This window comes from Blautia sp. Marseille-P3201T (assembly GCF_900120295.1).
Classification (GTDB): Bacteria; Bacillota; Clostridia; order Lachnospirales; family Lachnospiraceae; genus Blautia.
Genome location: NZ_LT635470.1, coordinates 143,597 through 170,307, shown reverse-complemented (window position 1 = coordinate 170,307; position 26,711 = coordinate 143,597). Strand labels below are relative to the sequence as shown.

The 26,711-nt window shown below is 38.8% G+C and carries 29 protein-coding genes and 1 pseudogene; 3 read left to right on the top strand and 27 right to left on the bottom strand.

Going from position 1 to position 26,711, the window contains the following annotated elements:
• Window positions 1-17: 17 nt before the first annotated feature.
• From BQ7352_RS09125 to BQ7352_RS09080, 10 genes are all read right to left on the bottom strand, one after another.
• Window positions 18-1,730, bottom strand: coding sequence for an acetyl-CoA carboxylase carboxyltransferase subunit alpha (locus tag BQ7352_RS09125; RefSeq protein ID WP_072448922.1), 1,713 nt, complete (start codon window positions 1,728-1,730; stop codon window positions 18-20).
• A 14-nt stretch (window positions 1,731-1,744) separates the two neighbouring features.
• The gene (locus tag BQ7352_RS09120) at window positions 1,745-3,088 is read right to left on the bottom strand and encodes an acetyl-CoA carboxylase biotin carboxylase subunit (RefSeq protein ID WP_072448921.1); all 1,344 of its coding nucleotides are present in this window, start codon (window positions 3,086-3,088) and stop codon (window positions 1,745-1,747) included.
• Window positions 3,089-3,096: 8 nt separating this feature from the next.
• Window positions 3,097-3,525, bottom strand: a complete 429-nt coding sequence (gene fabZ, locus BQ7352_RS09115) for a 3-hydroxyacyl-ACP dehydratase FabZ (protein ID WP_072448920.1) — start codon at window positions 3,523-3,525, stop codon at window positions 3,097-3,099.
• Window positions 3,526-3,535: 10 nt separating this feature from the next.
• Entirely contained in the window at window positions 3,536-3,958 is a 423-nt protein-coding gene (accB, locus tag BQ7352_RS09110; RefSeq protein WP_072448919.1) for an acetyl-CoA carboxylase biotin carboxyl carrier protein, read from the bottom strand.
• 15 nt (window positions 3,959-3,973) lie between these two features.
• The gene (gene fabF, locus BQ7352_RS09105) at window positions 3,974-5,206 is read right to left on the bottom strand and encodes a beta-ketoacyl-ACP synthase II (RefSeq protein WP_072448918.1); all 1,233 of its coding nucleotides are present in this window, start codon (window positions 5,204-5,206) and stop codon (window positions 3,974-3,976) included.
• Between the two features lie 8 nt (window positions 5,207-5,214).
• Window positions 5,215-5,955: a 3-oxoacyl-[acyl-carrier-protein] reductase gene (gene fabG, locus BQ7352_RS09100; protein ID WP_072448917.1), complete on the bottom strand. Its 741-nt coding sequence runs from the start codon at window positions 5,953-5,955 to the stop codon at window positions 5,215-5,217.
• The gene (gene fabD / locus BQ7352_RS09095) at window positions 5,942-6,889 is read right to left on the bottom strand and encodes an ACP S-malonyltransferase (protein ID WP_072448916.1); all 948 of its coding nucleotides are present in this window, start codon (window positions 6,887-6,889) and stop codon (window positions 5,942-5,944) included. Before fabD ends, fabG begins: the two co-directional genes overlap by 14 nt.
• Window positions 6,890-6,997: 108 nt before the next feature.
• The gene (gene acpP, locus BQ7352_RS09090; protein ID WP_072448915.1) at window positions 6,998-7,231 is read right to left on the bottom strand and encodes an acyl carrier protein; all 234 of its coding nucleotides are present in this window, start codon (window positions 7,229-7,231) and stop codon (window positions 6,998-7,000) included.
• Between the two features lie 109 nt (window positions 7,232-7,340).
• Window positions 7,341-8,522, bottom strand: coding sequence for an FtsW/RodA/SpoVE family cell cycle protein (locus BQ7352_RS09085; protein ID WP_072448914.1), 1,182 nt, complete (start codon window positions 8,520-8,522; stop codon window positions 7,341-7,343).
• Between the two features lie 13 nt (window positions 8,523-8,535).
• On the bottom strand, window positions 8,536-10,356 hold the full coding sequence (locus tag BQ7352_RS09080) for a glycerophosphodiester phosphodiesterase family protein (protein ID WP_072448913.1): 1,821 nt from the start codon (window positions 10,354-10,356) through the stop codon (window positions 8,536-8,538).
• 150 nt (window positions 10,357-10,506) lie between these two features.
• On the opposite strand from BQ7352_RS09080, the gene BQ7352_RS09075 reads away from it, so the two are divergent.
• Window positions 10,507-11,355, top strand: a complete 849-nt coding sequence (locus BQ7352_RS09075; protein WP_072448912.1) for a YitT family protein — start codon at window positions 10,507-10,509, stop codon at window positions 11,353-11,355.
• 7 nt (window positions 11,356-11,362) lie between these two features.
• Here the strand turns inward: BQ7352_RS09075 and BQ7352_RS09070 are convergent, their stop codons facing one another.
• From BQ7352_RS09070 to udk, 10 genes are all read right to left on the bottom strand, one after another.
• On the bottom strand, window positions 11,363-11,818 hold the full coding sequence (locus tag BQ7352_RS09070) for a DUF6512 family protein (RefSeq protein ID WP_072448911.1): 456 nt from the start codon (window positions 11,816-11,818) through the stop codon (window positions 11,363-11,365).
• 94 nt (window positions 11,819-11,912) lie between these two features.
• Window positions 11,913-12,545, bottom strand: coding sequence for a manganese catalase family protein (locus BQ7352_RS09065; protein ID WP_072448910.1), 633 nt, complete (start codon window positions 12,543-12,545; stop codon window positions 11,913-11,915).
• 3 nt (window positions 12,546-12,548) lie between these two features.
• Window positions 12,549-12,821, bottom strand: a complete 273-nt coding sequence (locus BQ7352_RS09060) for a spore coat protein CotJB (RefSeq protein ID WP_072448909.1) — start codon at window positions 12,819-12,821, stop codon at window positions 12,549-12,551.
• On the bottom strand, window positions 12,818-13,111 hold the full coding sequence (locus BQ7352_RS14850) for a spore coat associated protein CotJA (RefSeq protein WP_242948568.1): 294 nt from the start codon (window positions 13,109-13,111) through the stop codon (window positions 12,818-12,820). The genes BQ7352_RS09060 and BQ7352_RS14850 overlap by 4 nt, the downstream gene beginning before the upstream one ends.
• A 92-nt stretch (window positions 13,112-13,203) precedes the next feature.
• Window positions 13,204-14,385 (bottom strand): aspartate aminotransferase family protein, encoded by a 1,182-nt coding sequence (locus BQ7352_RS09050; RefSeq protein ID WP_072448908.1) that lies wholly within the window; start codon window positions 14,383-14,385, stop codon window positions 13,204-13,206.
• A complete protein-coding gene (argB, locus tag BQ7352_RS09045; RefSeq protein WP_072448907.1) occupies window positions 14,375-15,271 on the bottom strand; it encodes an acetylglutamate kinase in 897 nt (298 codons plus the stop codon). The genes BQ7352_RS09050 and argB overlap by 11 nt, the downstream gene beginning before the upstream one ends.
• Window positions 15,272-15,274: 3 nt before the next feature.
• Window positions 15,275-16,498, bottom strand: coding sequence for a bifunctional glutamate N-acetyltransferase/amino-acid acetyltransferase ArgJ (gene argJ, locus BQ7352_RS09040; RefSeq protein ID WP_072448906.1), 1,224 nt, complete (start codon window positions 16,496-16,498; stop codon window positions 15,275-15,277).
• Between the two features lie 2 nt (window positions 16,499-16,500).
• Entirely contained in the window at window positions 16,501-16,956 is a 456-nt protein-coding gene (locus BQ7352_RS09035) for a GNAT family N-acetyltransferase (protein WP_072448905.1), read from the bottom strand.
• A 12-nt stretch (window positions 16,957-16,968) separates the two neighbouring features.
• Window positions 16,969-18,009, bottom strand: a complete 1,041-nt coding sequence (gene argC / locus BQ7352_RS09030) for an N-acetyl-gamma-glutamyl-phosphate reductase (RefSeq protein ID WP_072448904.1) — start codon at window positions 18,007-18,009, stop codon at window positions 16,969-16,971.
• 225 nt (window positions 18,010-18,234) lie between these two features.
• A complete protein-coding gene (udk, locus tag BQ7352_RS09025; RefSeq protein WP_072449820.1) occupies window positions 18,235-18,852 on the bottom strand; it encodes a uridine kinase in 618 nt (205 codons plus the stop codon).
• Between the two features lie 181 nt (window positions 18,853-19,033).
• On the opposite strand from udk, the pseudogene BQ7352_RS15175 reads away from it, so the two are divergent.
• Window positions 19,034-19,171 (top strand): annotated as a pseudogene (locus tag BQ7352_RS15175) (BlaI/MecI/CopY family transcriptional regulator); the annotation flags it as partial.
• A 186-nt stretch (window positions 19,172-19,357) separates the two neighbouring features.
• On the opposite strand, the gene BQ7352_RS09015 reads toward BQ7352_RS15175, so the two are convergent.
• Window positions 19,358-19,528, bottom strand: coding sequence for a Spo0E family sporulation regulatory protein-aspartic acid phosphatase (locus BQ7352_RS09015; RefSeq protein WP_072448903.1), 171 nt, complete (start codon window positions 19,526-19,528; stop codon window positions 19,358-19,360).
• A gap of 48 nt (window positions 19,529-19,576) precedes the next feature.
• Window positions 19,577-20,674 carry a redox-regulated ATPase YchF gene (ychF, locus tag BQ7352_RS09010; RefSeq protein WP_072448902.1) on the bottom strand — a complete coding sequence of 366 codons (1,098 nt, stop codon included), beginning with the start codon at window positions 20,672-20,674 and terminating at the stop codon, window positions 19,577-19,579.
• Between the two features lie 333 nt (window positions 20,675-21,007).
• Between ychF and BQ7352_RS14550 the strand changes: the two genes are divergently transcribed.
• A complete protein-coding gene (locus BQ7352_RS14550; protein ID WP_159430643.1) occupies window positions 21,008-21,247 on the top strand; it encodes a hypothetical protein in 240 nt (79 codons plus the stop codon).
• Window positions 21,248-21,437: 190 nt separating this feature from the next.
• Here the strand turns inward: BQ7352_RS14550 and BQ7352_RS09000 are convergent, their stop codons facing one another.
• From BQ7352_RS09000 to BQ7352_RS08980, 5 genes are all read right to left on the bottom strand, one after another.
• Window positions 21,438-22,091 carry a thiamine diphosphokinase gene (locus BQ7352_RS09000; RefSeq protein WP_072448900.1) on the bottom strand — a complete coding sequence of 218 codons (654 nt, stop codon included), beginning with the start codon at window positions 22,089-22,091 and terminating at the stop codon, window positions 21,438-21,440.
• A complete protein-coding gene (gene rpe, locus BQ7352_RS08995) occupies window positions 22,091-22,747 on the bottom strand; it encodes a ribulose-phosphate 3-epimerase (RefSeq protein WP_072448899.1) in 657 nt (218 codons plus the stop codon). Before rpe ends, BQ7352_RS09000 begins: the two co-directional genes overlap by 1 nt.
• Before the next feature lie 2 nt (window positions 22,748-22,749).
• Complete coding sequence (gene rsgA / locus BQ7352_RS08990) at window positions 22,750-23,625, bottom strand: ribosome small subunit-dependent GTPase A (RefSeq protein ID WP_072448898.1); 876 nt, start codon at window positions 23,623-23,625, stop codon at window positions 22,750-22,752.
• Window positions 23,626-23,774: 149 nt separating this feature from the next.
• Window positions 23,775-25,973, bottom strand: a complete 2,199-nt coding sequence (pknB, locus tag BQ7352_RS08985; RefSeq protein ID WP_072448897.1) for a Stk1 family PASTA domain-containing Ser/Thr kinase — start codon at window positions 25,971-25,973, stop codon at window positions 23,775-23,777.
• Window positions 25,967-26,710: a Stp1/IreP family PP2C-type Ser/Thr phosphatase gene (locus BQ7352_RS08980; protein ID WP_072448896.1), complete on the bottom strand. Its 744-nt coding sequence runs from the start codon at window positions 26,708-26,710 to the stop codon at window positions 25,967-25,969. Before BQ7352_RS08980 ends, pknB begins: the two co-directional genes overlap by 7 nt.
• Between the last annotated feature and the right edge of the window lies 1 nt (window position 26,711).

Genomic DNA, 26,711 nt, shown 5'->3' with positions numbered 1-26,711 from the left:
TAAACAGATTTTCTCCCTTACATTCGGCGAAATCTGTTGTATCTGTGCTCTGCGATTTCTTCTCCTGTCATGCCTTCCATTCTTCTCAAAAAGTCTTTCATTCGCTCCTTCATATCTTTGCACAGAACAGGAAGATTTTCCCTGGATGCTGCTGTTTCTTCTGGTATTACCTGCTCAATGATGCCAAGCTTTTTCAAATCCTCCGCCGTAATTTTCATCACTTCAGAAGCTTCCTTTGCCTTTTTGCTGTCTTTCCATAAAATAGATGCAAATCCTTCCGGTGATAAAATAGAATAAATAGCATTTTCCAGCATCCACACTTCATTGCCTACGCCAAGAGCTAAAGCGCCTCCGCTTCCCCCTTCTCCAATGACAATGCTTAAAACAGGCACTTTTAGCGCTGCCATTTCCAGCAGATTTCTGGCAATCGCCTCTCCCTGCCCTCGTTCCTCTGCCTCTACGCCGCAGAAAGCTCCCGGCGTATCAATAAAGGTAATAACAGGACGATGAAATTTCTCCGCCTGTTTCATCAGTCGCAAAGCTTTTCGATATCCTTCCGGCGATGGCATTCCAAAGTTTCTTCCAATATTTTCTTTTGTGCTTCTGCCTTTTTGAATACCGATGACCGTTACCGGCTGCCCGTCTAAGAGCGCCAGACCTCCCATAATTGCTCCGTCATCACGAAAAGCTCTGTCTCCGTGAAGCTCCATAAAACTGTCAAAAATCTCTTTCATATAATCAAGACTTACAGGTCTTTTGCTGTCTCTGGCCGTCTGTACCCGCTCCCATGCAGTCATTTCTTTTGCTTTTTTCTTTCTGGTATCCTGTAAAATTTCTGCTTTGGAAAGGACTATATTAGAGAACTGGCAATAGCCGTTCTGCCTTTCATGAAGCTTTAAAAGCCCGGACAATGTCTGCTTTAAATCCTCTCTTTTTACAATCCCATCCAGTATTCCATGCTCTACTAAAAACTCTGCTTTTTGAAAGCCTTCCGGCAATTTTTGATGAATGGTCTGTGCAATCACACGAGGTCCTGCAAACCCGATTAATGCCCCTGGTTCTGCCAGAATAATATCTCCCAGCATGGCAAAACTTGCCGTTACTCCCCCTGTTGTAGGATCGGTAAGCACCGGTATGTATAAAAGTCCTGCATCACTGTGTTTTTTAACGGCTGCTGAAGTTTTTGCCATCTGCATTAAAGAGACAATTCCCTCCTGCATTCTGGCTCCTCCTGAACAACAAAATAACACTACAGGAAGTTTCCTCTTTGTAGCCTCTTCAAAGGCTCTGGTAATTTTCTCCCCTACCGTATGTCCCATACTTCCCATTAAAAAGCGGGCATCACACACACCCAGCACAACAGGACTGTTCTCAATTCTTGCCTCTCCAATACACACAGCTTCATCCAAATGTGTTTTCTCCTTTAAGGCTGCAAGCTTTTCCCCATATTCCGGATAGTCCAGAGGATTACAAAGAGGAAAATCTGTATACCACTCCTTAAAACTGTCCTTATCTGCCACCAGTTTTATTCTGGTTTTGGCTTTCATACGGAAATATCCCCCGCATTTCGGACATACATAGGAAGCTCCTACTACATCTTCTTTGTAAATCATTTCACCGCATTTCGGGCATTTCATCCAAAGCCCCTGAGGTACAGAGGGAGCGGATGTTTTTTCCTCTGCCTGCTCTGTACCTGATGTTTTTTTAAATAATTCCTTCCATCTGGACATCTGCTAAATTCTCCTTATATCGAATAATGTTTTGGTATAAAATCTGTACTGATATTCCCCTCTATAAAGTCCTTCTGCTGCAAAATATCATATTGAAAATCCAGATTTGTCTTAATCCCTTCGATGATTACTTCTCCCAGTGTACTTCTCAATTTTGCAATAGCTGAAGCCCTGTCCTTATCGTGAACAATAACTTTCATAATCATAGAGTCATAATTTGGCGGTATCTGATATCCCGCATAAACTGCAGTATCTACCCGCACACCATTGCCTCCGGGAATATGTAAATGTTCAATTGTCCCCGGGCATGGCATAAAATTCTTCTCTGGATTTTCTGCATTAATTCTACACTCAATGGCATGACCGGTAAGGGAAATATCCTCCTGTGAAACAGAAAGAGGAAGTCCCGCTGCAATTCGAATTTGCTCTTTAATCAAGTCTACACCTGATACCAGTTCCGTTACCGGATGCTCTACCTGAATTCTGGTATTCATCTCCATAAAGAAAAATTCACCGGACTCATCCAAAAGGAATTCTATAGTCCCTGCACTTTCATACCCCACTGCTCTGGCTGCTTTTTGTGCTGTCTCCCCTAATTTTTCTCTTGTTTTTTCTGAAATTGCACAGCATGGGGACTCCTCAATCATTTTCTGATGACGCCTTTGTATGGAACAGTCACGCTCGCCCAACTGCACAACATTTCCGAATTTATCTCCTAAAACCTGTACTTCTATGTGCCTTGGATTTCTCACATAACGCTCAATATACATGGTGTCATCACCAAAAGAATTCTTAGACTCCTGCTGTGCCATAAGAAAGTTTTCCGCAAAATCTTCTTTACTTTCTGATACACGCATACCTTTTCCACCGCCTCCGGAAGATGCTTTTATCATAACCGGAAATCCAATTTTTTCAGCCTCTAAAAGTCCTTCTTCCACTTTGTAGACAGCTCCTTTTGTTCCCGGTATAACAGGAACACCTGCCTGCATCATGGTTTTTCTTGCCTCTGATTTATTTCCCATTTTCTGTATGATTTCAGGAGAAGGGCCGATAAATGCTACATGGCATTTCTCACACATCTGTGCAAAACGACTGTTTTCTGATAGAAATCCAAATCCCGGGTGGATGGCTTCTGCCTTTGCAGCAATGGTGGCGCTTAAAATTCTCTCCATATTCAAATAGCTGTCTTTGGAAGACGCAGGTCCGATACAGACAGCCTCATCTGCAAGCTGGGCATGTAAAGCATCCTTATCCGCTTCAGAATATACTGCTACCGTTCTTATTCCCAACTCTCTGCATGCACGGATAATCCGCACTGCAATCTCCCCTCGATTTGCAATTAAAATCTTCTGAAACATAGACACTCCTATCCCACCATAAAGGTCATCTCTGCTGTCACTGTTACTTTTCCATGCTGGTTCTTTGCAACTGCTTTTCCAATTCCAACAGGACCTTTTTCTCTGATAATTTCAACCTCTAAAGTCAGCACATCTCCCGGCACGACCTTTGTCTTAAATTTTGCAGACTGTATACCGCCAAAATAAGCCGTTTTTCCCTTATTTTCTTCTTTGCTTAAAATCGCTACAGCTCCTGTCTGTGCCAGCGCTTCAATCTGTAAAACTCCCGGCATTACAGGCTCATTGGGAAAATGTCCTGCAAAGAAGTCCTCATGATAAGTTACACATTTTTTTCCCACAGCTTTTACACCCGGCTCTAATTCTTCTATGGTATCTACAAGAAGAAAAGGATGTCTGTGAGGAATAATTTCCATAATTTCCTTTGTTGTAAGCTGCATCATATCCCTCCTACGCAATAATAAATAACGGTTGTCCGTACTCCACCATATCCTCATTTCCAATGAGAATTTCTTCTACTACTCCATCATATTCGGACTCAATTTCATTCATAAGCTTCATGGCTTCTACAATACCAAGTACCTGTCCCTTCTGCACTGTGTCACCTTTTTTCACAAAGGTTTCTGCTTCTGGTGAAGGAGCTGCATAGAAAGTTCCCACCAGTGGAGACTTCACTGTTTTTCCTGTTATCACTGCCGGTTGTTCCTTACTTTCTTCTTTTATTTCCACTGTTTCTGGAACAAATTCCACTGTTTTTCCCTGCTTTTCTCCCCCTCTCATGGAAATTTTTAACGCACCTTCTTCAAAAGAAAATTCTGATAATCCCGACTCCCCTACTGCATGAATAAGTTTTACAATTTTATCAAATTCCATATTTTTCTTTCCCCCTTATTCAAAACGTTTTATAAGCAGGCTGGCATTATGTCCGCCAAATCCAAGAGAATTGCTCAACGCATATTCTATTCTTTTTTCTATTCCGTTTTCTGTAATATAGTCTAAATCACATTCCTCATCCGGCACCTGATATCCTGCTGTTTTATGAAGATATCCTTCCTCCAATTCCTTTACACAGGCAATAAACTCCACGGCTCCTGCTGCCCCCAGAAGATGCCCGATCATGGACTTTGTAGAATTGATTTTTAAATCTTTGGCATGATCTTTAAACAGATTTTTAATTGCTCTTGTTTCAAATAAATCATTATGGTGAGTGCTTGTGCCATGAGCATTGATATATTCAATTTTTTCTAATTCCACACCGGCTTCTCTTATTGCATTTTCCATGCATCTGGCCGCTCCCTGTCCGTCCTCTGCAGGGGAAGTGATGTGATAAGCGTCACTGGTTGCGCCATATCCCACAACTTCTGCCAGAATTTTTGCACCTCTTTTTTTTGCGTGTTCCAGCTCTTCTAAAATAACAACGCCGGCTCCTTCTCCCATAACAAAACCATTTCTTTCTTTATCAAAAGGAATGGAACATCTTTTGGGATCTTCTGAAACAGAAAGTGCCGTAAGAGCAGAAAATCCTGCAATTCCCACCGGTGTAATGCTGGCCTCTGTGCCCCCTGCCGCCATAACGTCTGCATCGCCTGCCTGAATGGTTCGAAATGCCTCACCGATACAATGGGTTCCTGATGCACAAGCTGTTACTACATTAATACTTTTCCCCTTTAATCCAAACTGTATAGAAACATTTCCTGCTGCCATATTAGAAATCATCAACGGAACCATCAAAGGATTGACTCTTGCCGGTCCTTTTTCCAATAATTTTTTATGTTCTCTCTCGATTGTCTGAAGACTTCCTATTCCCGAACCGATAGAACATCCTACTCGGTATGGGTCCTCTTTTTCCATGCAGATACCGGACTGTTCCATTGCCTCTTTTGCTGCGGCAACTGCATATTGACAGAATAATTCCATACGTTTAGCAGCCTTAAAATCCATATAATCTTTTCCCTGAAAGCCTTTCACTTCTGCTGCTAAATGTACTTTATATCCTGTAGTATCAAATTTTGTAATTTCTCCAAAAGCTGTTTTTCCTTCTTTTAACCCTGCCCAAAATTCTTCTACATTCAGTCCCAAAGGTGTCACTGCACCCATTCCTGTCACTACTACTCGTCTCATGTTTCCTCCTATATACTCATACCACCGTCTACACAAAGCACCTGACCGGTAATATAATTTACCTTTTCTGAAGCCAGAAATGCCACAAGTTCTGCCACATCCTCTGCCTTTCCAAATCTTCCCAAAGGAATTTGTCCACAGGCATGTTCCTTAACACTGTCTGAAAGTACCTCTGTCATCTCCGTCTCAATAAAGCCCGGCGCCACAGCATTTACGGTAATTCCTCTGCTTGCCAACTCTCTTGCCATAGTCTTGGTAAGTCCGATTACCCCTGCTTTGCTGGCAGCATAATTTGCCTGTCCGGCATTTCCCATGACACCGGAAACAGAAGAAATATTGATGATTTTTCCGCTTTTTTGCTTCAGCATCTGCCTTGCACTATGGCGAATGGTATGGAAAGTTCCTTTTAAATTGATATTTAAAACAGCATCAAAATCCTCTTCCTTCATTTTCATAATCAAGCTATCTCTTGTAATTCCTGCATTATTTACCAGAATATCCAAATGTCCGTATGTCTTTATTACGTTCTCTATCATTTCCTGACATGCTTCAAAATTACTTACATCACAGCCGTAAGCCACCGCTTTTCCTCCGATATTTTCAATTTCTGCGACCACGCCTTCTGCTCTTTCCTTAGAACCATTATAATTTACAATAACTGCTGCACCTTCTTTTGCCAAAGTCAGGGCAATCTGTCTTCCAATTCCTCTTCCGGCTCCTGTTACTAATGCAACTTTATTCTCCAACATTACTTTCCCTTCTTTCTCTTAACTTTTCTGTCACTTTCAGAAAATCTTCTACAGTTTGAATATTCATTACCGTTACATTTCGATTAATTTTTCTCATAAATCCGCTTAAAGTTCTGCCCGGTCCGATTTCCACAAAAGTGTCTGCACCATTCTCTATCATAGTCTCCACACACTGCTGCCAGCGTACAGGAGAAGATACCTGTTCTACCAAAAGATTTTTCACCTGTTGTTTTTCTGTAACCATCTGTGCCGTCACATTAGAAACATAGGGGATTTTTATCTCTTTTAAAGGAATTTCTTCTAATACCTGAGAAAGTTTTTCCCCTGCCCCTTTAAGCAGTCCACAGTGAAAAGGACCGGAAACCTGTAAAGGCAGAACCCGTTTCGCTCCCACCGTTTTTAATTTCTCAGAAGCTTTTTCCACAGCCTCTTCTTCACCTGTAATCACAATCTGTCCCGGACAATTATAGTTTGCCACACTGACAACTCCCTGAACTTCTTCGCAAATCTTTTCAATCTCCGCTGCTTCCATTCCCAGAACTGCTGCCATAGCGCCGCCTTTTGGAACTGCTTCCTGCATATAGATGCCTCGTTTTCTTACTGTATAAAAGATATCTTCTAAAGACATTGTCCCGGATGCCAGCACTGCTCCATATTCTCCAAGGCTTAAACCTGCTGTTATGTCAGGATAGAAATCCTGCTCCTCCAATGCCTTTAAAATTGCCGCTTCCACGGCGGTCATGGCAATCTGTGTATATTCTGTAATTGAGATTTTCTCATTTTCTTCAAAACAAATTTTCTCTAAATCCAACTTGGAAATTTCTGCCGCTTTTTCTATTGTCTGTCTGCAAACAGGGAATTTTTCATAAAAATCTTTTCCCATTCCAACATATTGTGCTCCTTGCCCCGGAAAGATAAATGCCAGTTTTCCCATTGTTTATCTCCTTTGCATTTAAAATATTTTGTATATCAAACTATTTTCTTAAAAAAATGAGAGTATTGCATTCCATGCAAATCATGAACAACACTCTCATGTATACTCTTATTCTTCTACACCTTTTGCTTTTAAGTAATCAATAACAGCTCCTACTGTTGTTAATTCCTGTAATTCCTCAGAAGGAATATCCACAGAATACTCATCTTCCAGAGCCATAACCAGTTCAAATAAATCCAGAGAGTCTGCACCCAAATCTTCTTTGAAAGAAGTTTCAAGCTGAATGCTTTCTGCCTCACAATTTAACTGCTCTGCAATAATTTCTCTCATTTTTTCTAACATAACCTTTATTCTCCTTTAAAAACTTATTAAATTCCCCTGTAATGGGATTTCTTTCTGTTTAATATTTTGATGTTCAAAGTATATATTCTTTCCCTTTATTTGTCAACCCTTATTTATCAAATTTTATCTGTCTGGATACACTCAGCGCAATTCCCACCTCTGCCATCAGGAACATAATAGACGTTCCTCCATAGCTGACAAAAGGAAGGGTGATACCCGTTGTCGGAATCCAGTTCAGCACAACACAGATATTTAGGATAACCTGCAAAGCAATGTGAATTAAAATACCACTGACCATCAGGGAGCCATAGAAATCCGGTGCATTCTGTGCAATAAAAAACAAACGGTACAACATGTAGCCAAATAAAAGTAAAACTACCATACCTCCAAACACACCTAATTCTTCACAAACAATGGAAAAAATCATATCATTCTGAGCTTCCGGCACCGGTCCTAACTTCTGCACACTATTTCCCAGTCCTTTTCCAAAAAATCCGCCGCTTCCAATGGCATAGAGTGCCTGCATAATCTGATAGCCTCCCTCAGAAGAATATTTCTCAGGGTTTAACCATACAAGGACTCTGGCAAGTCGAAAGTTTTCTACATTGTCCATATCCAGCGTCATTTCTCCTAAAGTAACCTGAAGCACAATCCGTCCTACAATTACCAGAACTGCTAAAATGCCGCCCCACATTAAAAACAATCGTTTATTGGGATGAGCAATAAAAATCATGATCACTGTAATACCGGCAATAATCATGGCTGTACTTAAATTTTCTGTGAGATAGAAGGCCGCTGCTGCCAATCCCAGCCCATAAGCCATTAATTTTAAAAATCCCTGCCTTGTAGCAATCTCACGGCCCATTTTCATAATCAGACACGGAATAAACGTAATTGCCGCAATCTTAGCCACCTCCGCCGGCTGAAACTGCAATTCTTGTATTCCGAAACGCAGCCATCTTCTTGCGCCATTTACTTCTACACCTAAAGGTGTAAACTTTACCATCGCCATTAAAATAATAGACGTCCAGTAAATCACTTTACTCATATAGTAAAGTATATGATAATCAAATTTTGATAAAAATAAAGCCGCCAAAATACTTACAATGCTAATGATGGTTTGTTTGGTGAAAAAGTTCTTATCATTTCCGAATTTCACCTGCGCCGTATAAGCACTGGTACTATACAGCATAACCAGTCCAAAACAAGTCAGCAAGATTACCACTGCCACCAGATTAAAGTCATAGTATTCGGACTTTCCAGAACGTTTTTTCTTTCCTTTCCCTGCCATTTATTTCCTCCCACTAAAAACGAAAAGCATATTTGAGCAATTCCACATATCCTGTATTGCTGCCGCTCTCCTGGTTCTGCACTTTACGCACCATAATCGGATCATCTGTAATAATATTATCCGCACCTAAGTCTAACATGCGTTTTGCATCCCCTTTATAATTCACAGTCCACACATGCACTTCCTTTCCAAGAGCATGAACCTGTGTCACAAATTGTTCGTTTACATACGTATGCTTCACACTAAAAAAATCAGCATCCTCCATTTCTTGTATATTACCATAGGTCATGGTCATAATATACCCTGTTCGAATTTCAGGAGCTATTTTTTTAATTTGTTTCAGGAACTGGTAATTCATGGAAGTAACTACACAATGTTCTTCAAAATGGTTCTCCTTAATAGCCCGAACCACTTTATTTACAATTCCCTTATTTTTACCATTATACTTAATCTCTATATTTAAGTCCAGTCTTCCTTTACAAAATTTCAAAACCTCTGTAAATTCCGGTATTTTCTCTCCTCTGAATTTTTTATGAAAACTGGCTCCTGCATCCAGCTTTTCCACCTGTTTTAAAGTCATGTCCCACACATTTTTCTTTACTCCTGCTGTTCTTTTAAAAGAGTCATCATGGAGAAGGATAAGTTTTCCATCTTTTGTTTCCTGTACATCAATCTCCGCATAATCTGCACCGCTGTCTATAGTATACTGTAAAGCACTGATAGTGTTTTCCGGCGCCTTCCATGCGCCGCCTCTATGCGCTGTAATTTCTGTATCTGCAGCTAAATGACTTAAAGTAGTGTCGTGATTGATTACCAGAAAGGCAAAATAAACCCCTTCCAGAAGAACTACTAAAGCAGTAAGAATACCTGCTGCTTTTCGCCTTCCCAACTTAGAATACCAGGAATATTGCTCCAGCTTTTTATAAAAAGGAGGTTCCTCCTCTGTCTGCACATGAAATTTGGTATATATAGTATAGACAAAGGCTATACTTCCGATTAACTGCACACCTCCTGCGTAAATGCCAAGAGCCATATTTACATATTCACTGTAAATAAAAATACTGCTGATTTTCATGGACTCAGGTTTAAAGAAAAATACACCTGCAGTAAGGACTGCCATAACAAGTACATAAGTTACCAGAATAAAAAGCAGCATATAAAAATGCAAAAGACAAAATTCCAGTAAAATTCTTTTCCAGCGGGTTCGAAATAATTTCATACCGCTTAGAAATCCCTGCCGGCTTTTTTTCTTTTCTAAAATACAATAAGGCAATGCAAATACAAACAAAAACGAAAGCACAAGCAAGATACTCAAAAATCCGTAGATCAATACAGGGGATTTTATCTCTTTGTAAATCTGCCTTGCTGTAAATTCTAAAATTTGAATATAAGAAATTTCTCTCACCAGAAAATATATTGCCAAGAAGGGACCGGAACAGGCCGCGCACACAAACCAGCTTGCTTTGCTGTGCCGAAAAAAAGAAAAGGTCTTCTTTATTCCCAGAATTAAAAAATCTCCTGCATACAGTTTCTTGTTCTGAGCAGAATACACAAATCCACACAACAAGGATGCCACCTCAATAAAGTAAAAAATCAAAATCACAAAAAAAACCAGCACCAGAAAAAGAATGGATAAAGGGTATTGCAAAAATTCCTTATAATTCTCTGCGGTAAGATAACTGAACCCTTGCTGTTTTAAAGAAAAATCCACAAGAAAGCGCACCAACTGCATCACCAGAAAAAAGGTGGTAACACGATATCCTGCTTCAAAAATAAGCAGGCTTCCGATATTATATCTAATTGTTCTCCATGTCTGTCTCAAAATTTTTTTCATGTATCTGACCGCCATTTCTCATTCATACGTGCCTTACTAGTGCTTATTCTATCAAAAAGTTTGCGGCTTATGCAAGCTAAAGAAAATATCTGTGGATATTTCAAAATTCTTTTGGTAGAATAAAGTATAAAAATACAGGAGTCTAAAAACATGAAATCAAAAAATACAATGAAAGATTTTTTTATTATTACTTTAGGAATGTTTATCGTCTCAGCCGCTGTATACTTTTTCCTAATTCCCAGTGAAATTGTAGTAGGAAGTATCTCCGGCTTGTCCATGGTATTATCTCAGCTTTTGGGAATTCCCATTTCTCTGATTACCTTCATCTTAAATGCCCTACTGCTAATCATCGGGTTTATTTTTATCGGAAAGGATTTTGGTGCAAAAACCATTTATACCTCCATGCTGCTGCCCGTTTTTCTATGGATTTTTGAAATCCTGTTTCCTGTTTCAGGTTCTCTTACCCAAAATCAGGTGTTTGATTTAGCAGCCTATATTTTAATTGTAGCTCTGGGACAGGCTCTGCTGTTTCATGTCAATGCTTCGTCCGGCGGTCTTGATATTATTGCAAAGATTATGAATAAATTTATGCATATCGAGCTTGGAAAAGCAGTTACCCTGGCGGGACTTTTTACTGCAATGACCTCCATTTTGGTATATGATATTTCCACTTTAATCATTAGTATTCTGGGAACTTACGGCAATGGTCTTGCCGTAGATTACTTTATTGACGGCTTTAATAAACGGAAACGTGTGTGTATTATATGTGATGATTATAAGGACATTCAAGACTACATTTTAAACGACTTAAAGCGCGGAGTGACCCTTTATACAGCACAGGGAGCTTACGATGAAAAGCATCGTACAGAGCTGGTTACCATTCTTGCAAAACAGGAATACCGCCTGCTTTTAAACTATCTTCACACCGCCCAAAAACAGGTGTTTGTAACGGTTTCTACCGTAAATGAAGTCATTGGAGAATGGAATAAACGCAAATAACATTACCTTATTTCACCCAGAAACTGACACCTAAAGCAGCCAGCAAAACCCATCCTGCATTGCCGGATATTCTGCAGGATAACGTAAGTTTATAAATCACAAAAAAACAAATAACGACGCTGACAATAAAAATCAAAATATCCAAAACAAGGAAATGCGTACCTGAAATTGCCGTATAAAAATAAAAAAATGCCGGTATGGACAAGGAACCTGTTACAATACCAATAGGTACAGAAGGTATAATACAAGGATATGCTCCTTTCCATTTCTTTATAAGGAACAGACAATAAAATAGGGTTGGGAAAAACAACAGTTTTACATGCTCCCATACAGACTCATCTACCGGAAAAAAGATGGCTGCTATGGGATTTTCCCCCGACCATTCATAGACAAAATGTGCCAGCGTACCTGCTATCACAGAAAACACAATTCCTATTCCAATGTCTCTTTTCAATACTTTCATATAAAACCCCTTTTTCCTTATTATATGGAGTTTATCTCATTTTATTATAAATACAGTCCCAGTATTTTCACTGAGACTGCATCTAAAACAACAACTATCGATTACAATTATCCCTACAGCTTGCTTTACACGGCATATCAAAGCTAGGATTAAAAGCATAAAAGTTTTTAGAGTCCAGTTCTTCCTGCACAGTTCTTAAAACTTCACCGAAACGCTGGAAATGGATAATCTCTCTGGCTCTTAAAAATCGAATTGGTTCAATAATATCCGGATCATCTACCAGACGAAGGATATTGTCGTAGGTGGTACGCGCCTTTTGTTCTGCTGCCATATCCTCAAATAAATCCGTAATCGGATCGCCTTTTGACTGAAATTCACAGGCATTAAAAGGAATACCTCCGGCTGCCTGCGGCCAAACAGCCACAGTATGGTCTACATAGTAAGGTGCAAAACCGGCTTTTTCAATTTCTTCCATAGAAAGGTTTCTGGTAAGCTGGTGTACAATTGTAGACACCATTTCAAGATGCGCCAGTTCTTCCGTTCCTATATCATTTAAGGCTCCCATCGCTACCCTGTTTGGCATCGTAAATCTCTGAGAAAGGTATCTCATAGATGCTCCCATTTCTCCATCCGGTCCTCCATACTGGCTCATAATCACCTGAGCAGCTCTGGCATCCGGCTTTTTAATATTCACAGGAAATTGTAGTCTTTTTTCATAATTCCACATACTTTAGCATCCTCCTTCCCAAGGCCATGGCTGCATCACCCATTCCCACTGACGACTACAGGTATCATTTGCCGTATCGATGGTCAGCGGTCCGTACAGTCTTGCATATTCTCTTAATGCTTTCTTTCGTATTTCTGACATTTCTTCATAATACGCAAGAGCTTTTTCATCACAGGGATGGGTATCCAGATATAAAGAAATATCATTTACCGCAAAACTCACTTCATTAATTTTTTTTAATAATTCCTTTTTAGAATAAGCATCACTTTTCGTCATCTACAAACACCTCGCTTTCCACAAAACGGCATACAAAGCTCAGGGAAAATAGTTCCTATCTGAAGTGCTTTTTGTAAATGAAAAGTATTGGTAAAGTTCTGACATGGGACATAAGCCATAGCCAAAGGAAGATGATCTGCATGAGCATAAATACCCATATCTTCAATTTTATCACAGCAGTAATTCGACACAGTTTTCTGCATACAAGAATTTTGTGTCGGCATTTCCCTTGGTTTTATTTTACAATTACAAGAGCGGGAAACTCCATAATTCATACGATAATTATCCATATTTCACCTCTATACATAAGCAGAATTTTTTTCTGTTATGATATTACAGTAATATTTTATGGAAAAACGCATAAAATGTTCCCCGCTCTTTTTTATAATAACGCTTTTTTTAGTTTTTCTATCATTTCATCAATGTGCTCTTTTCCTACAATAAGAGGCGGCACCAGACGCAGCACATTCCCCTGTGCCTGAATAACTAATAAGCCTTCCTCCATTGCTTTTGTGCACACCTCTGACACCGGCTGTTTTAAAACAATTCCCTGTATCAGACCCTTCCCTCTTCTTTCTAAAACACAGTCCAGCTCCTCTACTAAACTGTCCAATCCAGCTTCCAAATAAGGAGTAATTTCTTTTACATGTCCTAAAATGTCTTCTTCCTCAAAGATATCAAGCACCGTTTTTACGGCCTGACATGCCAGAGGATTTCCACCATAAGTTGCTCCGTGGTCACCTGGTTTTAAAGAATTTTCTGCCACTTTTTTTGTCATTCCAAAAGCACCTACAGGAATACCGCTTCCAATTCCTTTTGCCATTGCAAGAATATCCGGTTTCACTCCGTAACCCTGCCATGCAAACATAGAACCACTTCTTCCCATACCACATTGAACCTCATCAAAAATTAATAAAATATCATTATCATCACATATTTTTCTGACTGCTTCCAGAAATTCCTGTGTTGCCGGGTGGATACCGCCCTCTCCCTGAATTGGCTCTAAAATAATTGCACAAGTCTTATCTGTAACCAGTTTTTTTACACTTTCAATATTATTAAATTCAGCAAAAGACACACCGGGAACTAAGGGTTCAAAAGGCATTCTGTAAGCTTCATGTCCTGTCACAGACAAAGCTCCAAAAGTACGCCCATGAAAAGAATTTTCCATGGCAATAAATTCATATTTGCCGGATTTCTTGTTATAAGCATATCTTCTGGCTGTTTTCAACGCCCCCTCTATGGCCTCGGCACCGCTGTTTGTAAAAAATATTTTGTCCATCTTGGCATATTTATTTAATTTCTCAGCAGCCTGTGCACAGTTTTTATGATAATACAAGTTCGATGTATGGTAGAGCAAATCAATCTGCTCTTTTAAAGCTTCTGTCAGCTTTTTATTTCCATATCCCAAGGCAGAAACCGCAAATCCTGCACCGAAATCCAGATATTTTTTACCATCTTCATCATATAAATACATTCCTTCACCATGCTCTAAAGCAATGGGAAAACGACTATAAATATGAAGCAGATTTTCTTCTGCTGTTTCTATGCTTTTATTCATCATAATACTTATTTTCTCCCTCCTGTAAAATGGCAGTTCCAATACCTTTATTGGTGAAAATTTCCAGTAACAGGCAATGTGGAATACGTCCGTCTAAAATATGCACACGGGAAACTCCGTTTTCAATGGCGTCAATACAACTGTGTAATTTCGGAAGCATACCTCCTCCAATACAACCTGATTTCATCAATTCTTCTGCATCCTTTACCCACAATTCAGAAATTAAAGTAGACGGGTCAGAAGGGTCTTTATAAACTCCTTCCATATCTGTCAAGAAAGCAAGTTTCTCTGCATGCATTGCCTTTGCAATGGCACAGGCTGCATCATCTGCATTGATATTATAAGTATTCCACTCATCATCCAGACCTACAGGACACACAATCGGAAGAAAATCTTTTTCTAAAAGATCATATAAAACACTGCTGTTTACTTCTTTAATTTCTCCTACAAATCCGATGTCCTTTCCTTCTGAATATTTCTTTTCTACCTTTAAAAGGCCTCCGTCTTTTCCACTAATTCCAATGGCACGAACACCCAGACTTTCCACCAATTGTACCAGACTTTTATTTACTTTTCCCAGGACCATTTCCGCAATCTCCATGGTTTCTTCATCTGTTACACGGAGACCGTTAATAAACTGCGGCTCCTTTCCTGTTTTTGCTACCCATTTACTGATTTCTTTGCCTCCGCCATGTACTACAATAGGTTTAAAACCAACCAGTTTTAAAAGGGTTACGTCTTCGATTACCTTTCTTTTTAAGGCTTCGTCTGTCATAGCACTTCCGCCGTATTTCACTACGATAATCTTCCTGTTAAATTTCTGAATATAAGGCAATGCCTCTACCAGTACTTTTGCCTTTTCAAGATATTGTTTCATATTTTCGTTCATATCTCAGCTCCTATAATCTGCATTAATATCAATGTAACCATGTGTCAAATCGCATCCCCATGCTGTCGCACTTTCTGATCCCTGCTTAATATCTGCCACAATGGAAACCTCGGTCTGCGATAAAATTTCTGTAGCTTTTTCCTCACTGTAATCCAATGCCATTCCGTTTTCTACAAGCTTCAATTTTCCTGCACTGCTCTGTATAAATAAGTCTGTTTTTTCCGGTTCAAATTCCACACCTGCGTATCCCATAGCACAGAGAATTCTTCCCCAGTTCGCATCATGTCCTGCAATGGCCGTTTTCGTAAGATTAGAACAAATTACGGATTTTGCCAGCGTTTTTGCCTGTTTTTTCGTTTCTGCTCCCTGAACAGTTACTTCCAAAAGAGCCGTAGCACCTTCCCCGTCACCGGCAATCTTCTTCGCTAATGTTGTATTGACTTCATGAAGGCCTTCCTTAAAAGTTTCAAACTCTTTTGTTCCTTTTTGAATTTCCTTATTTCCTGCCATCTGATTAGCTAAGAGCAGAACCGTATCATTGGTAGAAGTATCTCCATCTACAGAAATCATGTTATAAGTTTCTTCCACATCACTGCTTAAAGCTGCCTGTAATGCTTCCTTGGAAATCACCGCATCAGTCGTAATAAATGCCAGCATGGTGCACATATTCGGATGTATCATGCCGGAGCCCTTTGCCATTCCGCCAATAGTTACTGTTGTTCCATCAATTTCAATCGTTACTGCTGCTTCTTTTTCTTTTGTATCCGTAGTCATAATTGCCTTTGCAGCTAAATTTCCCATTTCCAAACCGGCTGCTTTTTCTTTTGCAAGTAAATTCACACCGGCTTTCATTTTTTCCACCGGAAGCTGCATACCAATGACTCCTGTAGAGCCAATTAATACGCTTTCTGTCTCTGTTTTCAGCACTTTGGCAGCCTCTTTCGCCACTTCTTCACAGCATTCCATTCCAGCCTCTCCTGTGCAGGCATTGGCAATTCCGGAATTAATGACAATTACCTGTGGCTTCACACTGCTTTCTACCACTTTTTTATCCCATTTTACAGGAGCTGCTTTCACTACATTTGTGGTAAAAGTACCTGCTGCTTCACAGGGCTTTTGGCTATATACCAAAGCCATATCTGTTCTTCCCTGATATTTAATTCCCGCTGCTGCTGACGCTGCTTCAAACCCTTTTGCGGCAGTCACTCCGCCCTTTATTATCTTCATTCTTATCCCTCCTGCTGCACATTAAACTGTGTGATATTCTCCGTATTCAAAATAAAATCATAATAGTTTAAATCCTGTCTTTGCTGCCATCCAATAGTATTCCAAAAGGTATTTCCTATATCATTTTGAGCAAAAGCAATTAAAGAAACATGGTTAATCCCTTCCTTTTGCAGTGCATCCATAACAGCTACTACCATAGATTTTCCAATTCCTCTTCTTCGATGCTTCTCATCTACGCATACATGATAAAGACAGCCTCTGCGCCCATCATGTCCACATAAAATCGCCCCCACAATTTTAGAATTTTCCACTGCTACTACACTGGTGTTTGGATTTCTTTCCAGAAATTTTCTTACTCCTTCTTTTGAGTCATCAATACTGCGTATTCCAAATCCCTGTATTTTTTTCCATAAGCTGTACACTTCTTCATAGTCTTCAATTACCATTTTTCTTATCATGCTGTCACCTCTCTATGGAAACATAGGAATAAGCTCAAGTCCCTCTTTTTCCTCTAATCCAAACATTAAATTCATATTCTGTACTGCCTGACCTGCCGCACCTTTTACCAGATTGTCAAGAGCGCCCATCACAATAATTCTCTTTGTTCTTTCATCAATCTGAAAACCAATATCTGTATAATTACTTCCCTCTACCCATTTTGTTTCAGGATATATATTTTTCTCCAAAACACGGACAAATTTTTCTTTTCCATAGTATTTGTCATAAACTTTCTTTACTTCTTCATAAGTAACTTCTTTTTTCAATTTTGCATATTCCGTAACCAAAATTCCTCTGTTCATGGGTACAAGATGAGGAGTAAAATTCAAAACAATTTCTTCCCCTGCAGCGTATCCTAACTGTTCTTCTATCTCCGGTGTATGACGATGATTTCCAACGGCATAAGCTTTCATATTTTCATTCACTTCGCAGAAAAGATTGTCAACTTTTGCTCCCCTTCCTGCTCCTGAAGTACCGGATTTTGCATCAATAATTAAGGTGTCTGTATCAATCAAACCTTCTTTTACAAGAGGATATGCTGATAAAATAGAACAGGTGGTATAACATCCCGGATTTGCTAAAAGCCTTGCATTTTTAATCTTTTCTCTGTTGATTTCACATAATCCATATACTGCTTCTGGAAGAAACTGTGGACTTTTATGTGTAATTTTATACCATTTTTCGTAAACAGACACATCCTTTAAACGAAAGTCAGCGCTTAAATCTATAATTTTAACTTTTGAAAGAATTTCTTCATTTACAAGAGAAGAGCAAAGTCCCTGAGGTGTTGCAGTAAAAATTACATCTACCTGCTCTGCCAATGTTTCAATATCGTCATCCATACAAGTGGCATCTACAATCTCAAACATATTTCTGTAAACTTCTGCATACTTTTTGTCAAGATGACTTCTGGAACCATACCATTTAATTTCTGCATTTTTATGCCCCATCAAAAGTCTTACAAGTTCTCCGCCCGCATATCCTGTAGAGCCAATAATTCCTACTTTAATCATCTTATTCTTCCTTTCTCTCTATCCTGTCTTTCATAAAATCCATATAGTTATGTATATTTAAAATTTTATTTTGCATAATTATACATCTGTTTTTTAAATTATGCAAGAGTTTTTTTCATTTTTTTGGCACTTTCTAATTCATAAAATGCAATTTCCTATGAAATAAAAAGAGTTGTCACTTTAAGCATATCATTCTTCATGTATGCCTAATGCGACAACTCCTTTTTATTCTTCACTATCTAAAATTTTCTGTATAGTATTTTTCACCAATTCAAAAGCAGTAGAATTCATACCACTGTTGATTACAATATCTGCTGTACTTCTGGTAGGCTCTACATATAAATAATGCATAGGCTTTACCGTTGTCAGATACTGTTCCACCACGCCTTCAATATCCCTTCCTCTTTCCTTCACATCTCGGATAACACGGCGCAGAATTCTTTCATCTGCATCTGCTTCTACATAGATTTTAATATCCATCAAATCCCGCAAACGTTCATCAGCCAAAACAAGAATTCCTTCTAAGAGAATAACCTTTTTCGGCTCAACAGTCTGTACTTTGCCGGAACGATTATGCTGTGTATAATCATATACCGGACATTGTATGCTCTTTCCTTCCTTCAGCTCCTGAAGCTGCTGTACCAAAAGCTCCGTTTCCATTGCATCCGGATGGTCATAGTTGGTTTTCTTACGTTCCTCTAAAGGTATATCACTTTGGTCACGATAATAATTATCATGATAAATGACTGCTACATCATCTTTAAATTCATCTCTTAATCGATTTGTAAATGTTGACTTTCCGGAACCTGTTCCTCCGGCAATTCCTATAATTACACTTTTCATATTTTTTCCCATCCGTATTTCACTATCTTTACTTTAGTTTAACGCGCCTTTATTATACAATTTGAACCTTTTACTGTCAATGATATTTTCGTTGACTTCTCTCCTCTAACCCTCTATATTATATTTATTACAAATGTAAGATTTGGAGTGATAATATTATGGCAAAGCTTCCTCAAATTTCAGAAGCAGAATTTTCGTCTATACACCTCTGGTGAAAAAAGGCGAATATATCCGTGAAGAAAGCAACTCTTTTCTGAAACGCTGCTACAATAGTGGCAATGGGTACAAAAGAGTCTTCTTTTACCTATTCTGCTTCTAATTTACTCTGTATTACCTCCGTAGATTTTAGAATTTCTTTCCAGAAACTTTTCCTTTTTTGCATTTCTTGCATCAGTCATAGAATACATTTCATCTGTAAGATTTAAAAGTCAAGTAATAAATCAAAAAAGCTGTTACCTCTTAGTTTTTATTTTTTTCTAAGAAATAACAGCTTACATTTACTTTTTTACTGTCCCACAGCCACTTTCTGATTGCACATTTCCAAATATTCTTCTATTAGGCAGTCCAGATTTCTGCTGATATCCAAAACCTTTCCTGAGCCCCATCTTTCTCTTACTGCCATATTTAAAACGTTTCTTGTTTTTTCGATTTCTTCTTTCAGTTCAATCTCTGTCATTCATTCACCTCTGTATTTTTTTATTTAGCCTTTGTCATTCTGTCTTTTTTATACATTGAAGCGGAATAAGATTACATCTCCGTCCTGCACCACATATTCTTTTCCTTCCATGCGTACAAGACCTTTTTCTCTTGCGCCTGCATAAGAACCGCAATCTAATAAATCCTGATAATTTACAACCTCTGCTTTGATAAATCCTCTTTCAAAGTCCGTATGGATTTTTCCTGCTGCCTGAGGCGCTTTTGTTCCCACTTTAATTGTCCATGCTCTTGTTTCATCTTCTCCTGCTGTTAAGAAGCTTAACAAACCTAACAAACGATAGCTTGCAACAATAAGTTTTTCAAGACCGGACTGCTGAATACCTAAATCTTCCAGAAATTCTTTCTTTTCATCTTCTTCCAGCTCTGAAATTTCCTGTTCAATTTCTGCACATAATGCAAAAACTTCACTTCCTGTTTCTTTTGCATATTCTCTTACTTTTTCTACATATTCATTTGATGCTGCATCATCTGCCAGATCATCCTCTGAAACATTTGCTGCGTAAATAACAGGTTTCCATGTAAGCAGGTTATATTCCTTCATATAAAGTTCCTGCTCTTCTCCATCTAATTCCATAGAAGACGCAGGTTTTCCATCTTCCAAGTGTGCTTTTACCTGTTTTAAAAATTCCAATTCTTTTGCTGCTTCTTTATCCATTCTGGCTGTCTTTGTAGTCTTTGCAATTCTTCTTTCCAGAATTTCCAAATCAGAGAAAATTAACTCTAAATTAATTGTTTCAATATCTCTTAATGGGTCAATACATCCGTCTACATGGATTACATTTTCATCCTCAAAGCATCTGACAACATGTACAATAGCATCTACTTCTCTGATATTTGCCAAAAACTGGTTTCCCAGACCTTCACCCTTTGATGCACCTTTTACAAGACCTGCAATATCTACAAACTCAATTACAGCCGGTGTTACTTTTTTAGACTGATAAAAATCACCTAAAAGTTTCAGCCTTTCATCAGGAACCGCTACAATTCCCACATTTGGGTCGATTGTACAGAACGGATAGTTGGCTGACTCTGCCCCTGCCTTTGTCAAAGAGTTAAATAATGTACTTTTACCTACATTAGGAAGTCCTACAATTCCTAGTTTCATTTTTCTATTTTCCTCCTAAAAATCCCTTTATTTGGTAGGCTCGAGCTTATTGTCACTCCTATCGAGTGCCACAACGAGTGCCACAAAGTATCTCAATATATGTACTTTTATCCGACATTCAACGCACAAGCCACCATGTCTATTTCTTTATTTTTCTTCCGTAATATGAACGTATAAGAAGCTCCAATATAGCAATTCTTAGATTACCACAATAGAGCTTCAAATTCAATGTAAATCAACATTTTCAATGTTGAAAAGTTTATTCTTTTTTTTATAATCCTGCTTTTATCTACTTTTACTAATTCTTTGTGGAGATGCAGCATCATAAAGACTGTGACAATAGCAGAAATTACATCTGTAATCGGTTGCGCATATAGTATTCCATTTATCCCCAAAAATGTCGGAAAAAGCATAATAACAGGAACAAAACAAATACTTTGTCGGCAAGCTCCAAGAATAAAACCGGCAGTGCCTTTCCAAGTGCAAGAAATAATGAATGAGAAGCCCCTTGCCATAAACGCTTTTTGTCCAACAGCAACTAAGGCTTCATTTCCATTAGAAGAAGCTTTTTAACAAATAACTGCAATAAGACTATGGAAACAGAAATTTTCTGATTTTATTATACCGTTTTCATATGCGTTCCTCAAAAAACATCCAACAATATCAGCATAATTTTTCTTATATACATATTTATGCAACCAATTATTCAACTGTCTGTCACAATAGGTATTATATTGTATCTCAATTCATGGGCACCAAAATCTCATTTTTTATCTCTCGACATAATCATCAGAAGAATACCGCTTTCAAACTCCACATACGCTGTATCTTCCTGTATTTCATTACTGATACCAATACCGTCATCATTTGTCATGGTATATTTGTAAAGGGGGTATTTAAAGCCCTTTAAAGTAATCCCCTCTACCTTTTCACTCATTGCCAGAAAAGAAATATATTTTCCAAAGCTGTCCTGTTTTTTTACAGAAAAAGATTTATCCCACATAGTAATCACATTCTGGCTGTCAATAATCCATGCTTTTGCACCATGTTTTAAAGGTACCTGTAAAGATTGTAAATTCCCCATATAATGGTCCAGCCTTCCTCCTGTTGCCCCTAACAGAAAAATCCTCTTACTTCCCAGCTTTAATGCCAGTTCCAGACCTATTCTTGCATCTGTAGCATCTTTTTCCGGCTTATATCTCTGCACTGGTATTTCCTTCTGGTTTTCATAAAAATCCAGCACTTTTTTATCAATGCTGTCAAAATCTCCCAGAATATACTGAGGATAGATCTGATTTCTATAACAGAATTCAAGTCCTTTATCAATGCCGATAATGCAGTCAGGTTTAACTTTCTCTAATACTCTTTTTGCAGTTTCTTCTTCCAAAAATCCACCGCATATCAGTATAGTATCCATTATTTCTCCATAATTCCTTTCAGTTCTTTGACATTTGCGTCAACATCACCCTGAAAAACGGCAGAACCTGCTACAATAATATTCGCCCCGGCATCCACGACTTCCTGAATGGTATTTTTGTTAATTCCACCGTCAACTTCAATATCCAAAGTCAGATTTCTTTCCTTTGCCATTTCCCTTATCTGGCGCACTTTATTTGCACAATAAGGAATATATGCCTGTCCTCCAAATCCTGGATTTACTGTCATAATCAACACCATATCCACGATTTCCAGTACGTTTTCCAGTACGTGAGCAGAAGTGGCCGGGTTGATGGCAACGCCTGCTTTACAGCCTTTCTCTCTGATAAGGCGCAGTGTTCTGTCCAAGTTTGGGCATGCCTCTGCATGAACAGTAATTAAATCCGCCCCTGCCTTTGCAAAATCTTCAATCAAAGCTGTTGGGTCCAGCGCCATAATATGAACATCAAAAAACAAATCCGTTCTTTTTCTAATAGATGAAATCACCGGAATTCCCATAGAGATAGACGGCACAAACTGTCCATCCATAATATCAATATGAAGCCAGCGTGCACCGGCATTTTCTACCTTTTCAATTTCTTCACCCAGCTTTGAAAAATCTGCTGCTAAAATAGACGGGGATAACTGATATTCCATTTCTAATACCTCCTCTTTTCCTCAAGTTCTTTATACATTTCTAAATAATTTTCGTATCTTTTTTGACTGATTTTACCATGCTCTAAGGCTTCTTTTACCATGCAGCCTGGCTCATGAGTATGGGTACATCCCTGAAATCTGCAGCTTCCTTCATAATCCTGAAATTCAGGAAAATAATATCGCAGTTCTTCTTTTTCCATATTTTCTACATAGAAAGAAGTAAATCCCGGTGTGTCCATAAGATACGTTTCCTGCCACAGCTCAATAAGCTGGGAATGCCTTGTGGTATGACGTCCTCTCCCAAGCTTCTTACTGATTTCTCCTGTTTCCATGTCGATACCGGGAGCCAGCAGATTGGTCAGAGAAGACTTTCCTACACCGGAAGGACCTGCCACAGCCGTGGTCTTACCGTTTAAAACAGTACGGAGCTCCTCAATTCCCTTTTCTCTGCTTGCGCTGGTAAAGATTACAGGATAATCACAGCTTTCATAAATCTTCTTTATTTCTTCTATTTCTTCCGGCAATGCCAAATCCTCTTTATTGATACAAATCAAAACAGGAATTTCCTGTCGCTCCATAGTCACTAAAAATCGGTCCAGTAAAGACAGATTTGGATTTGGTTCTTTTGCGGCAAAAATAACCAGAGCCTGATCGATGTTTGCCACAGCCGGACGGATAAGAGAGTTCTTTCTGGGTAAAATATCTACGATATTTCCCAATTTCTTTTCTTCGTCTAAAATCTCTATTTCTACAAAATCGCCTACCAGAGGCTTCATTTTTTCTTTTCTAAAAATTCCTTTTGCTTTACATTCATATAATGCTGACTCTGCTGATACATAGTAAAAGCCGGCAATTCCTTTTATAATTCTTCCCTGCATTGAACCTACCCGTATTTCTTTATAACTTTTCTAGTTATATCACATTTTCTGCACACTGTAAATATTATATCCTTTTTAAAGTTTAAAGGCAACTAAAAATACCCGGACATCATGCTTTATACACACAACATCCGGATATTTCTCTTTTCTTATTCTTGTTCAAATTCTAATTGATACTGATATAAAACTTTATAATTTCCATCAGACTGCATTTCATCAAAATACAATGTTCCTGTGGAAACACCTTCTTTTCCTACAATTCTTCCTACGTTGTAACCGCCTTTTTCACTGAATTCAAGCACTTTGTCGGAAAGAATAACTTTTCCGCCGCTGCTCTGGCTGCCATCTCCATCCTGTACCAGACGAAGGCGTACCTGACCGCCCTGATAATTGCTTGGTTTTTCAATGTTGACATCTTCCTTTGTAGCCCACTGTCCTGCTTCTACACTTTCGCCGTTCTGTGTTTCTCCGCTTCCGTTTGAAGCAGCATTTTTGTTCAGAACCTTAATTGTTACAGAAGTTCCCGGTTCTACACGGTTTCCTGCCTTTGGAGTCTGTGCATATACTTCGCCTTCAGCAACTCCGGCATTTTCGTCATAATCTTCTTCCACTGTTACAATCAGTCCCTTTTTCTCTAAGGTTGCCTGTGCATCAGCTGCTTTTACCCCACGAACATTTGGTATAGAAACCATTTCATCGCCGGAACCGATACTGACTGTAATTGTTACTTCTGTATCCTTTGAAACAGAAGTTCCCTCTTCTGGATTTAAGGAAATAACCTTTCCAACTGCTACATCTTCACTTTTTGTTTTTTCAATCTTTACTTTGCTAAGTCCCAGCTCCTGTAATTCAGCCTGAACATCACTTAAAGCTTTTCCGGCAAGTCCTGTTGGAATTGTAACCTCTTCTTTTTCTTCAGATTTTCCTGTGCTTACATAATAAGTAATCTTTGTATTTTTTTCTACCTTTGTTCCCGCTGCAGGATCCTGGCGGGCAATCATACCTTCCGGTACAGTATCAGAAGCTTCTTCTCCGCCCTTTTTCAATCCCAGACCTTTTGAATTTAACTCTTTTAACGCATCATCTTCAGATTTTCCTACAATATCAGGAACTTCCAGTTTTTCATCTTCTTTTTCCTGTGTCTGTTCTACCTTTGGTTTCTCTGTTTTACTACTGCCGCCTTTAATCAGACCTGCTGCAGATGCAATCATATAAATAAGGATACAGATAATAATACCACCGATAATCAGGCCGCCAATTGTCATTGCCTTTTCCAGCTTTGTATTAATTCCACCGCGTTCATCATCGTCTTCCTCATCCTCATCATCTTCCTCTTCATGTCTGCGACGACGTTTTTTAGATGGTTTTTCGAAGATTTCATCATCATCCTCGTCTTCGTCATCTTCATCATCATTAAAAACAGATGGCTGTGTATAAGCGCTGTTCTGAATTTCTTTCATTTCATCCGGTGTGATCATAATTGTCTGTGCATGATTACTTAACGGAGTCAGATTTACAAAATTCCCATTTGGATCAATCAAAGAATGTTTTAAATCATTGATCAGTTCCGCCAGTGTACTATATCGTCTGTCAGGACTTTTCTGTGTACATTTTAAAATGATTTCTTCCAGACTGTGAGGAAGTTCTGCCACATACTGAGAAGGAGGAACCATCTCATCCTGCAAATGTTTAATAGCAATAGCAACCGTTGTATCTCCGTCAAAAGGTACTCTTCCTGTCACCATTTCATACATGGTAATACCCAGAGAATAAATATCGCTCTTAAAGTCGCTATAACCGCCACGCACCTGCTCAGGAGAACTATAATGAACAGAACCCATTGCATTGGTACTGATGGTATTGGATGATGCCACTCTGGCAATACCAAAGTCTGTCACCTTTACTTTTCCGTCCGTAGAAATAATAATATTCTGTGGTTTAATGTCACGATGGACAATATTTCTGTTGTGTGCCGCTTCTAACCCCATAGAAACTTGAATTGCTATACTGGTAGCTTCTTTTACTGTAAGTTTTCCCTTTTTTGAAATATAATCTTTTAAAGTAATACCCTCTACCAATTCCATCACAATATAGTTAATGCCTTTGTCCTCCCCAACATCAAAAACATTTACCACATTTGGATGTGCCAGGCCTGCTGCTGCCTGAGCTTCTCTTTGAAATTTCCGTATAAAATTTGTATCTGCGCTAAATTCCGGCTTTAACACCTTCATCGCCACGAAACGGTTCAATTTATGGTCTTTTGCTTTGTAAACATCTGCCATACCGCCGGAGCCTATACAGCCCACAACTTCGTACCGTTCACCTATAATTATTCCCATATTTAACATATTTCCACCTCTTTTGTGTCTGGCTGAACCAGCACTACTGCTATATTATCTTTACCGCCGTTTTCATTTGCCAGAGAAACAAGACGCATTCCCATTTCTCTTAAATCTCTGCTTGTATTTGCAATCCTCCAGATTTCCTCATCAGAAACCATATTCGACAATCCATCTGAGCATAATAGTAAAGTACTGTTTTCTTTTAAATGTATGTCAAAAAAGTCCACTTCTACCTCCGGACTGATACCGATTACTCTGGTAATCTTATTTTTATCCGGATGGTTCTGCGCTTCTTCCTTTGTCAGCAATCCTCGTCTTACTAATTCCTGTACAAGGGAATGATCCTTTGTAATCTGAGTAATCCGGTCTTCAATGAGATACAGCCTGCTGTCCCCTACGTTAGCCACATAGGCATAGTCATCCACAATAGTAACGAGTACCATAGTTGTTCCCATCCCTGACATATCTGCATGTGTTCTGGCTTCTTCAAGAACCTTGCGATTTGCCTCCTCTACTGCACTGCGAATAATTTTAATGGGATTTTGATTTTCATCTTCTAAAACAGAATGAAGAAATGTCTGAACGGCAAAACTGGAAGCAAAATCTCCCGCATTATGCCCTCCCATTCCATCTGCAACAATAAAAAGATTTGGCAAATTTCCTACCGGCTCCTCAGATGCAAACACAAAGTCCTGATTTACCTGACGTTTTTGTCCCACATCAGTTACAGAATATGATTTCATC

Excerpts from the sequence above, each read along its gene's own strand:
- pknB (WP_072448897.1), bottom strand. The coding sequence starts at position 25,973 with ATGTTAAATATGGGAATAATTATAGGTGAACGGTACGAAGTTGTGGGC.
- rpe (WP_072448899.1), bottom strand. The coding sequence starts at position 22,747 with ATGGAATATCAGTTATCCCCGTCTATTTTAGCAGCAGATTTTTCAAAG.
- BQ7352_RS09015 (WP_072448903.1), bottom strand. The coding sequence starts at position 19,528 with ATGACAGAGATTGAACTGAAAGAAGAAATCGAAAAAACAAGAAACGTT.
- BQ7352_RS09035 (WP_072448905.1), bottom strand. The coding sequence starts at position 16,956 with ATGATAAGAAAAATGGTAATTGAAGACTATGAAGAAGTGTACAGCTTA.
- BQ7352_RS09060 (WP_072448909.1), bottom strand. The coding sequence starts at position 12,821 with ATGACGAAAAGTGATGCTTATTCTAAAAAGGAATTATTAAAAAAAATT.
- BQ7352_RS09120 (WP_072448921.1), bottom strand. The coding sequence starts at position 3,088 with ATGTTTCAGAAGATTTTAATTGCAAATCGAGGGGAGATTGCAGTGCGG.
- fabD (WP_072448916.1), bottom strand. The coding sequence starts at position 6,889 with ATGGGAAAACTGGCATTTATCTTTCCGGGGCAAGGAGCACAATATGTT.
- fabF (WP_072448918.1), bottom strand. The coding sequence starts at position 5,206 with ATGAGACGAGTAGTAGTGACAGGAATGGGTGCAGTGACACCTTTGGGA.
- argJ (WP_072448906.1), bottom strand. The coding sequence starts at position 16,498 with ATGAAGATAATAAAGGGCGGAGTGACTGCCGCAAAAGGGTTTGAAGCA.
- BQ7352_RS09075 (WP_072448912.1), top strand. The coding sequence starts at position 10,507 with ATGAAATCAAAAAATACAATGAAAGATTTTTTTATTATTACTTTAGGA.
- BQ7352_RS09085 (WP_072448914.1), bottom strand. The coding sequence starts at position 8,522 with ATGGCAGGGAAAGGAAAGAAAAAACGTTCTGGAAAGTCCGAATACTAT.
- udk (WP_072449820.1), bottom strand. The coding sequence starts at position 18,852 with ATGAAAAGTGTAATTATAGGAATTGCCGGAGGAACAGGTTCCGGAAAG.
- ychF (WP_072448902.1), bottom strand. The coding sequence starts at position 20,674 with ATGAAACTAGGAATTGTAGGACTTCCTAATGTAGGTAAAAGTACATTA.
- BQ7352_RS14850 (WP_242948568.1), bottom strand. The coding sequence starts at position 13,111 with ATGGATAATTATCGTATGAATTATGGAGTTTCCCGCTCTTGTAATTGT.
- BQ7352_RS09070 (WP_072448911.1), bottom strand. The coding sequence starts at position 11,818 with ATGAAAGTATTGAAAAGAGACATTGGAATAGGAATTGTGTTTTCTGTG.
- BQ7352_RS09125 (WP_072448922.1), bottom strand. The coding sequence starts at position 1,730 with ATGTCCAGATGGAAGGAATTATTTAAAAAAACATCAGGTACAGAGCAG.
- BQ7352_RS09000 (WP_072448900.1), bottom strand. The coding sequence starts at position 22,091 with ATGGATACTATACTGATATGCGGTGGATTTTTGGAAGAAGAAACTGCA.
- BQ7352_RS09050 (WP_072448908.1), bottom strand. The coding sequence starts at position 14,385 with ATGATGAATAAAAGCATAGAAACAGCAGAAGAAAATCTGCTTCATATT.
- fabZ (WP_072448920.1), bottom strand. The coding sequence starts at position 3,525 with ATGCAGCTTACAACAAAGGAAATTATGGAAATTATTCCTCACAGACAT.
- argC (WP_072448904.1), bottom strand. The coding sequence starts at position 18,009 with ATGATTAAAGTAGGAATTATTGGCTCTACAGGATATGCGGGCGGAGAA.
- BQ7352_RS09080 (WP_072448913.1), bottom strand. The coding sequence starts at position 10,356 with ATGAAAAAAATTTTGAGACAGACATGGAGAACAATTAGATATAATATC.
- rsgA (WP_072448898.1), bottom strand. The coding sequence starts at position 23,625 with ATGCAGGGAAGAATTATAAAAGGAATTGCCGGCTTTTACTATGTATCA.
- BQ7352_RS09065 (WP_072448910.1), bottom strand. The coding sequence starts at position 12,545 with ATGTGGAATTATGAAAAAAGACTACAATTTCCTGTGAATATTAAAAAG.
- argB (WP_072448907.1), bottom strand. The coding sequence starts at position 15,271 with ATGAACGAAAATATGAAACAATATCTTGAAAAGGCAAAAGTACTGGTA.
- acpP (WP_072448915.1), bottom strand. The coding sequence starts at position 7,231 with ATGTTAGAAAAAATGAGAGAAATTATTGCAGAGCAGTTAAATTGTGAG.
- fabG (WP_072448917.1), bottom strand. The coding sequence starts at position 5,955 with ATGTTGGAGAATAAAGTTGCATTAGTAACAGGAGCCGGAAGAGGAATT.
- accB (WP_072448919.1), bottom strand. The coding sequence starts at position 3,958 with ATGGAATTTGATAAAATTGTAAAACTTATTCATGCAGTAGGGGAGTCG.
- BQ7352_RS08980 (WP_072448896.1), bottom strand. The coding sequence starts at position 26,710 with ATGAAATCATATTCTGTAACTGATGTGGGACAAAAACGTCAGGTAAAT.